This window comes from Acinetobacter sp. RUH 2624, from assembly GCF_000162375.2.
Lineage (GTDB): Bacteria > Pseudomonadota > Gammaproteobacteria > Pseudomonadales > Moraxellaceae > Acinetobacter > Acinetobacter nosocomialis.
In genome coordinates this window covers 654549-661651 of sequence record NZ_KI391939.1, presented here as the reverse complement: position 1 = coordinate 661651, position 7103 = coordinate 654549, and the positions used below count along the sequence as shown (strand labels likewise).

9 protein-coding genes are annotated in these 7103 nt (G+C 38.8%); 2 read left to right on the top strand and 7 right to left on the bottom strand.

Going from position 1 to position 7103, the window contains the following annotated elements; all coding sequences use genetic code 11:
- Together HMPREF0014_RS25310 and HMPREF0014_RS09845 are read right to left on the bottom strand one after the other, a co-directional pair.
- Positions 1-270 (bottom strand): IS5/IS1182 family transposase (locus HMPREF0014_RS25310; protein WP_020992207.1); only part of this gene is annotated, 270 nt, incomplete at its 3' end.
- A gap of 239 nt (positions 271-509) precedes the next feature.
- Positions 510-1139, bottom strand: coding sequence for a hypothetical protein (locus tag HMPREF0014_RS09845; protein WP_004887769.1), 630 nt, complete (start codon positions 1137-1139; stop codon positions 510-512).
- Positions 1140-1392: 253 nt separating this feature from the next.
- Between HMPREF0014_RS09845 and HMPREF0014_RS09840 the strand changes: the two genes are divergently transcribed.
- Together HMPREF0014_RS09840 and HMPREF0014_RS26210 are read left to right on the top strand one after the other, a co-directional pair.
- The gene (locus tag HMPREF0014_RS09840; protein WP_004887771.1) at positions 1393-1974 is read left to right on the top strand and encodes a histidine phosphatase family protein; all 582 of its coding nucleotides are present in this window, start codon (positions 1393-1395) and stop codon (positions 1972-1974) included.
- 63 nt (positions 1975-2037) lie between these two features.
- Positions 2038-2460, top strand: a complete 423-nt coding sequence (locus HMPREF0014_RS26210; RefSeq protein ID WP_004887773.1) for a hypothetical protein — start codon at positions 2038-2040, stop codon at positions 2458-2460.
- A 27-nt stretch (positions 2461-2487) separates the two neighbouring features.
- Here HMPREF0014_RS26210 and HMPREF0014_RS09830 read toward each other — a convergent pair whose 3' ends face one another.
- The 5 genes from HMPREF0014_RS09830 to pcaF all read right to left on the bottom strand — a co-directional run bounded on the left by HMPREF0014_RS09830 (position 2488) and on the right by pcaF (position 7098).
- Positions 2488-2871 carry a PaaI family thioesterase gene (locus tag HMPREF0014_RS09830; RefSeq protein ID WP_004887775.1) on the bottom strand — a complete coding sequence of 128 codons (384 nt, stop codon included), beginning with the start codon at positions 2869-2871 and terminating at the stop codon, positions 2488-2490.
- A gap of 77 nt (positions 2872-2948) precedes the next feature.
- Complete coding sequence (locus tag HMPREF0014_RS09825; RefSeq protein ID WP_004887777.1) at positions 2949-3554, bottom strand: DapH/DapD/GlmU-related protein; 606 nt, start codon at positions 3552-3554, stop codon at positions 2949-2951.
- Positions 3541-4506, bottom strand: a complete 966-nt coding sequence (locus tag HMPREF0014_RS09820) for a PaaX family transcriptional regulator C-terminal domain-containing protein (RefSeq protein WP_004887779.1) — start codon at positions 4504-4506, stop codon at positions 3541-3543. Before HMPREF0014_RS09820 ends, HMPREF0014_RS09825 begins: the two co-directional genes overlap by 14 nt.
- A gap of 53 nt (positions 4507-4559) precedes the next feature.
- Entirely contained in the window at positions 4560-5849 is a 1290-nt protein-coding gene (gene paaK / locus HMPREF0014_RS09815) for a phenylacetate--CoA ligase PaaK (protein WP_006580646.1), read from the bottom strand.
- A gap of 40 nt (positions 5850-5889) precedes the next feature.
- Positions 5890-7098 carry a 3-oxoadipyl-CoA thiolase gene (pcaF, locus tag HMPREF0014_RS09810; protein ID WP_004887781.1) on the bottom strand — a complete coding sequence of 403 codons (1209 nt, stop codon included), beginning with the start codon at positions 7096-7098 and terminating at the stop codon, positions 5890-5892.
- Between the last annotated feature and the right edge of the window lie 5 nt (positions 7099-7103).

Below are 7103 nucleotides of genomic sequence, written 5' to 3'. Positions count from 1 at the left end.
TGCTGTCCAATTCAAGCCACAGAGTTTAATCAGGCTTTGAACAAAGCCAGTAACCATACGTAAAGAAAGACGGAATAGAGATTTGATCATTAAACAGCATTGAATCGCTGTATCGGAATAAGTTTGATTTCGTCCTTGCTTGCCTTGTGGTTGTGCATACCATTGCGTCTTAGGATCAAACCAGATTGAAATATTTCCTCGCTTGATTAAAGCTTGGTTATACGAGGACCAATTGGTTGTACGATAGATTTTAGGTGTAGGCTTCTTCATCTGGAAATTATATTACTGAAGAAGCCTTCAAGAATAGCTTTGTGCAACAAAGCCCAATGAAAGTCAGGAATTAGTTTTAGCAAAAAATAGCAAATGCTAAAAACATAAAAATAAGATCTCCCCTTTTGCAGTCAAGAATGAGTGCATTATTTTTAAGTGAGGGTTTAAAAGGGGAAATAAAAAACAACTACGGGAGGCTATTTTTTAGACTAGGAATCATTTGTTAATTTGATATAAACCTAATTTATCTTTTTATTTAATTTCTGAGTTATTTGCATTAATTTATTATTAACTTCTTTAATATCATCACGAATAGCTCGATTTAAAAAACTATCAATATTATGAAAACTTCTTTTTTCATTTTCTATATTCGTAAACATTTTATTCAAACATTGATTTAATACTTTATAAATCTCATTTAATTCACTTTTATACAAACAATTAGATTGTCTTAACCTTTCATCTAGCTCTTGATTTATTTGAAATAATCCCAATTCAAAAAAAGTGTTTTTTAAAAATTTCCTCTGTTCTTCTAAAGAAGCTAATTGATTTATTTCATTTTGTTTCTCTTGAATTAATAATATGAGATCGAATTCGCATAAATCCTGAAATTTTATAAGCTGATTACATATATTTCTTGCATTTAAAAATTTATCTTGTTCTTTCCAAGCATCTAGTGATTGTACGACAAACACTAGGCCAATTACTGCGATCAAAATTGATAAATAATCACCTAATGATAAAAACTCCAAGCAATATTTTCTTTGGCAGAAATTATTCATCCAACCTTTTAATACTCCTACCATAGCAACATAGTAGCCCAAAAGCAGTACTATCACTAAGAAAGTAGTTATAAAAATTTTCTTCATTTTTAAGTACTAAATATTCTAATAGCTGTGCTAGATTTTATAGAAATGTTTACAGTTTATCCAACCCAGTAATGACTGATCCGTGTTGTAAGTTCAATGAAATTAATAGAAAAATGCAAATATAATTAAAAAATGTTTTTCAGTTTTTTACTTTCTAACAAAGTTCACATTAAAAAAATTTCCTTATCTCAATTTTTAAGAATAGTAATCTTTAGATTAAACCCAGCAATCTATAGAGTTCAACGGAATTAACATGAGTATTTTTCTAATCCGACATGCTGAAAGTGAAGCCAATATTAATGGTAAGACCCTTTCACATGCTTCAATTGCTTTAAGTGAACATGGGCATAAACAAGCTCAAGTACTGTGTTCAAAACTACCCGTGATTGATCATGTGATTGTGTCTCAATATTTGCGTACACATCAAACCGCCCTTCCACTCTTAGAAAAATATAATCTCAATTTTGAAGTAGATGAGCATTTGCATGAGTTTAGCTATTTGTCAGAGCGTAAATGTGCCAATACCAATATGGATGATCGTAAAGCTTGGGTAAATGCTTACTGGGAGAAAATGGATTATCAGCATAAAGATGCCGATGATGCAGAATCTTTTGAAGATCTATATATACGAGTTCAAGCTTTCCATGAGAAGTTAAAGGCATTGACTGAAAATTATGTCCAAAAGAATTTGGCTGTTTTTAGCCACGGACAGTTTTTACAGCTTTTGATGATGCAGATACAACAACCTCAACCACTTTCAAAAGATTTAATGCAGCAGTTTAGATACAACTTGGTTAATCAACCAATTAGAAATACTCAGGTTTTTACTTATTGAACTGATAAATTTCGTATAAGCTACCTTTAGTTTTTTTAGGAAAAACGTTAAAGAAAAAAATCTATGTGTGAATGTCAAAATGTCGGTGATTTTTTTGTATGCCCTGACAGCTTTTCAAATATTTTCAGCCATAATTATGAAATGAAACATAGGTTTCCTCACTACATCATTCAAGAGGCTCCATGCGAAGAAACTCATCCAAAATTTGATTATAGTGAGTTTTATTATGTCTGCTCTGAGTGCGAGCAAGCATGGTATTTCGAGTGTTATCCAGATACACCAACAGCACCTATTTTTGGAATTAAACTTTCAAATGTGAACCAAACCTTAAGCCAAAATCGAATAAACAGTATTAAGCAATTCTTAGTTGTTTTAGCTCATGAAGGCTTTTCAGAAAACAAGTGCATTCATAAAGGCTGTACGGACTATTCACTTAACGGAATTAACGTATGTCTTAATCACTTTGGTTACAAGTTGAGTACCTGATAAGTTTTGTTCTAGATCTAAGGCATATCACGGCGCAAGCCTGTAACACGTAGATGTAAATAAAGCGACTCTATTATTTAAACCGTCTGTGATTACCACTTCATAATGCGCAAATTTTTTACTACTACCGACCTTGGTTGCCGTTGCAAATAACACCCTATCTTTCGCACCGCTCATATAGCGAATATCAGCCTGTAGGCCAGTATATGGCGCATCCCCTGCATTACAAGCCATCGCAAAAGCAATATCAGCTAATGAAAATATGATCCCACCATGTACGCCGCCCAATGCATTCATGTGCTCGTCTTTCACATTAAGCTTGCAACGCGCTTCATCAAAACTGCGATGCAGCACTTGTACACCCAATAGTTCTGCGAATTGATCAACCGCAGTAGTTTCCATATTTTGCACAAACGTCTCCCTACTCGTGCGAGTATTCCTTAAGTGTTATGAATCTATCTATATTGAAATCGACTTGTTAAGAGCCGTTAAACGCTATCTTGTTTAATCTGATAGTTTGAAGAACTAAAGTCCTTATAGGTTAGGCGGTCATCCAACTCTGAAGTTAGAGGCTGAACTTCTTGCATTGAATTTAGGCATCGCTGTGCAAGCTCAATGTATTCTTGCGTACCGCGGGTTTTCCACTTTTTTTCTTGTTCTGATAAATCACGTGCAACCTTGGCAGGACTACCCATTGCCAAAACATTTGCCGGAATTATATCTTTGGTTTTGACCAGACTATTTGCACCAATAATGGTGTTTTCACCAATTTCGGCATAGTCCAAAATTACGCTGTTCATGCCGACCAAAACATTTTTACCAATGCGGCAGCCATGTAAAGTTGTGCCATGCCCAATGTGCCCCATTTCCTCAACTAAAGTCACGCTTTGTGGAAAGCCATGTACGGTGCAGCTATCTTGTATATTGGCATTTTGCTTAATATGAATACGGCCAAAATCGGCACGCAATGAGGCAAATGGCCCTACATATACGCCCGCTTCAATAATCACATCACCAATTAAAACAGCAGTTGGGTGTACAAAAGCCTCTGGGCTGACCACGGGAATAACACCGTCAATACTATAACAAGGCATGATTTAACCTCTCATTTGTTGCCACCAAACCTCCGAAACGGCGCCAATAATGTGCTGTGGCATTTGGCATTGGTCCTTCTGCTGTTGCGGCAACAGACAAGAAGTATTCATCGGCAGGTTCAAATACTTTTTTATAAATATTCATTGATAAAGTTCGTGCACCAATCGCGGGCCAGTCAGTTGGCAACAACTCAAGCGGTAGTGCTGGGTCTTTCAATAAAATCCGTCGATAGTAATGAATCAGCAAAGTTCGAATTTGAAAGGCCTGAACCGGTTCGAGTTGTTCGTTTTCCTGCATCAGCAACACGCCAATTTCTCTAAAAATATCGAGAAACTGTAAATATCTTTGGCGTAATTCATCGATGGGCCAGTTGGTTCTGAGCATACGACCAATGGTATCGACCGAATTATTAAAAAGCTGCAAGGTTTCGGCTTTAAACACCACCACTTGCTCACTCATATTTAAGTCAACCAACAAGCGTTGCAATTCAATACGGTTACAACCCGGATAAGCCATTAGGTTTGTAGAAATATTGGCAAATCCTAACCATTCGAGTTCTTTCTTTAACAACGCTTTATTTTCAGTGTCGAGGCTAGACATCAGAATAAGGTCCCAATAATGATCCCACTCTTTCATCTGGTCGTTATAAATACGTTGTTCGGCTTGCAAATAAGTCGAACGGCTCGAATCGGTAATGCGATAAAAACTGGTTCTACCGATTTTGTCCGAACATAACCAATCATTTTTAACTAAACGAAAAACAGAGGTTCTTACAGCGCGGTCATTAAAACCAAATAGCTCTAATAACTGAATCAGGCTTGCAAGACTAATGTTTCCACCTCTATGAAGTACTGAATCTCCAAAAATTGTCGAAATAAGCGAAGTTCCACTTAAGGTTTCATTCTTTACAACAGAATCAATTATTTGCTGTATTTTTGCACTCATACTCATGTCTTGGCGTTTAGTTTCAGGGTATAGATTCTATACCCTGAATGATCTTGATGTTAAGCAATCTGACGCATATCGATTACCCGCTTTGCCTTACCTTCCGAACGAGGTAAGGTCGCTTCTGTCACAACTTCTACAGTAACGCTAATCCCAATCATGGTTTTAATGCGTTTCATCAACTCCTGAGCAAGTTGATTGGCCTGTATAGTACAGTTATGACACATCTCTGTACGAATATGCAAAGTATCCATATGGCCTTTTTTAGTCACCAAAATTTCATAATTTGGAACTAAATGTGGAACTTGCAAAATTTGCTCTTCAATCTGAGTCGGGAAAACGTTCACGCCGCGAATAATCAGCATGTCGTCACTACGACCCACAATTTTATCCATTTTGCGCATCGCTAGATTTTCACCCGGTAGCAAGCGGGTCAAATCACGGGTACGGTAACGAATAATCGGTAAGCCTTCTTTGGTAATGGTGGTAAAGACTAGCTCGCCAAGTTCGCCATCTTTACAGACTTCACCCGTTTCAGGGTTAATAATTTCTGGGTAGAAATGATCTTCCCAAATGGTTAGTCCCTCGCCCTCACCTAAACACTGCATTGCAACGCCCGGACCCATCACCTCAGACAAACCATAAATATCGAGTGCTTTAATATTTAAGCGTTCTTCAATTTCACGGCGCAGTTCGTTGGTCCACGGCTCGGCACCAAAAATACCCACTTTTAAAGACGTATTACGTGCAGTTCCAAATTGCTGTTCAAGCTTTTCAATAATACTCACGCAATACGATGGCGTAACCATAATTGCAGTCGGTTTAAAGTCTTGAATAAGCTGAACTTGCTTTTCAGTTTGCCCGCCAGACATTGGAATAACTGTTGCACCTAAACGCTCGGCACCATAATGTGCACCTAAACCACCTGTAAATAGTCCATAGCCATAAGCCACCTGAACCATATCTTTCGCGGTTAAACCTGCCATGCGTAAGCAACGCGCAACAATGTCCGACCACGTATTAATATCTTTTTGGGTATAACCCACCACGCTCGGTTTACCCGTTGTACCCGATGATGCATGTAAACGTACAATTTGCTCTTGTGGTACGGCAAACATCCCAAACGGATAGTTGTCTCTTAAATCCTGTTTGGTGGTAAATGGAAACTTCGCCAGATCGTCTAAAGTGACGAAGTCATCAGGATGTACACCTGCTTCATCGAACTTTTTCTTATAGACCGGACTATTTTCATATACAAAAGTCAGGGTTTGTTTTAACCGTTTAGTTTGCAGTTCTCTAAGCTCTGCAAGTGTTAATTGTTCAACATTATCCGTTGTAAGGCTGTCCATCGCCTATCTCCTCATTATGTAATTTTTAAAACCGTCTAAATTAATTTAAATTTTCCAAAATCAGTGCAACGCCTTGTCCCACACCCACACACATCGTGCAAAGTGCATAGCGTCCACCTCGTTTTTTTAGCTCACGTGTTGCCGTAATCACTAAGCGTGTACCGCTCATACCTAGCGGATGCCCTAATGCAATCGCACCACCATTTGGGTTAACGCGTTCATCATCATCTTTTAGACCGAGTTCACGCATACAAGCCAAAGATTGGGCTGCGAATGCTTCATTCAGTTCAATCACATCCATCTGATCTAGCGTTAAACCTGTTTGCTTTAAAATTTTCTGCACAGCCGGAACAGGACCTATACCCATATATTTGGGTTCAACCCCCGAACTTGCAATGCCAATCACGCGCGCTAAAGGTTTTAAACCATGTGCATTTGCAAATTCACGGTTGGCAATTAACACACAGGCTGCTCCGTCATTTACACCAGAGGCATTTCCGGCAGTCACCGAGCCACCTTCTTTTTTAAACGGCGCTTTTAGTTTTGCGAGTGCTTCAAGTGTCGTTTCACGCGGATGTTCATCGCGATTAACAACGTTCACGTTTTTCTTACGGTCTACAATCTCGACAGGCAAAATCTCGTCGTTAAAGAAACCGTTTTGTTGGGCAGCAGCCGTTTTTTGTTGGCTACGCAATGCAAACGCATCTTGGTCTTCACGACTAATTTGATATTTTTCAGCTACATTTTCGGCAGTTTCAGGCATGCTGTCTGTGCCGTATTGCGCTTTGAGTTGCTTATTTACAAAGCGCCAGCCAATGGTGGTGTCATAAATTTCAGGTGTACGGCTAAACGCTTCTGTTGGTTTAGCTTGTACAAATGGCGCACGACTCATTGACTCAACGCCACCCGCCAACACAAACTGTGCTTCACCTGCCTTAATTGAGCGTGCTGCAAGGCCTACTGCATCTAAGCCAGAGGCGCACAGGCGATTGACTGTCATCGCTGGCACTGTATCAGGTAAGCCTGCTAACAGTGTTGCCATACGTGCAACGTTACGGTTGTCTTCACCTGCTTGGTTAGCACATCCTAAAAATACTTCGTCTACCGTATTCCACGGTAGGTTCGGGTGTTTATCTTTTAAATATTTGATGGGCAATGCAGCTAAATCATCTGCACGTACTGCACTTAGGGCACCTGCATATCGTCCAATTGGGGTACGAATAAAATCACAAATTAAAACGTCTTCCATGTTGA